A 927-nucleotide genomic window follows, 5' to 3' on the forward strand; every position below is an offset into this window, starting at 1 on the left:
GGTTCATCGAGGATTACCGGGGAACGCGGCGCGGATCTTGAGGAAGAAGTATTCGTCGTCGCGGTACCCGTAAGCCCGACGCTTGATGACCTTGATGGTGTTGTTGATGCCTTCAACGATGCTGGTATTGAGCGGATGGCGGCAGCGAGTCACGATGCCGTGCCAGTAGCCCTGCAGACGCTCGGCGAACTTTTGCAGGGCCGCGATCCCACTTTGCTGAGCCTGCTCGAACCATTGTTCCCAAGCCTTTTGCGCCCAGGCCGGCTTTTGGTAGAACCAGAGCCGCTTGAGTTCGTCGCGTAACACGTAGACGCATAACAGCGACTGATTGGCCGCCAGCAACTCCTTCAGGTGCACGGCCTGATCCGGTTTGAGGTTGTGGTGATTGCGCAGCAACAGCCAGCGGCTGGACTTCAGGACCTTGCGGGCTGGCTTGTCATGTCGGAGTTGATTGGCCTGATCGACCCGCACCCGATCGATTACTTCGCGGCCGTACTTGGCCACGACGTGGTACAGGTCGAAGACGATTTCCGCCTGCGGACACTGTTCCCTGATTTCGAGTTCATAGGCCGTGGTCATGTCGATCGCGACCGCTTCGATACGCTTGGCCGCGCCTTCGGGAAGCTGTTCGAAGAAGGCCCGGGCCGTCTCACGCGAGCGTCCCGGCCCGATCCAAAGTACTTGCCGGCTGATCGGGTCGACCACCACCGTGGCGTAGCGATGGCCTTTATGCAGCGCGAACTCGTCCATCGCCAGATAGCGGATCGTCGACCAGTCCGGCTCGGCCACGCGGGCACGCAAGCGCATCTTGTCGATCGATTTGACCGTGTGCCAGCCCAGATCGTAGAAGGCCGCCACCGCCTGCACGCTGGCCGCTTGCAACAACTTCTCGCAGGCCTTGGCGAAGCGCTCCGTCACTCGCTGGTA

General features: G+C 60.8%; 1 protein-coding gene. It reads right to left on the reverse strand.

Translation table 11 applies throughout. From position 1 onward, the window contains the following. Positions 1 to 3 precede the first annotated feature (3 nt). Positions 4 to 927, reverse strand: a 924-nt coding sequence (locus DID99_RS36735) for an ISL3 family transposase (RefSeq protein WP_124668736.1), incomplete at its 5' end; no start/stop codon positions are given.

It is taken from the genome of Burkholderia sp. Bp8986, from assembly GCF_003854225.1.
Lineage (GTDB): Bacteria > Pseudomonadota > Gammaproteobacteria > Burkholderiales > Burkholderiaceae > Burkholderia.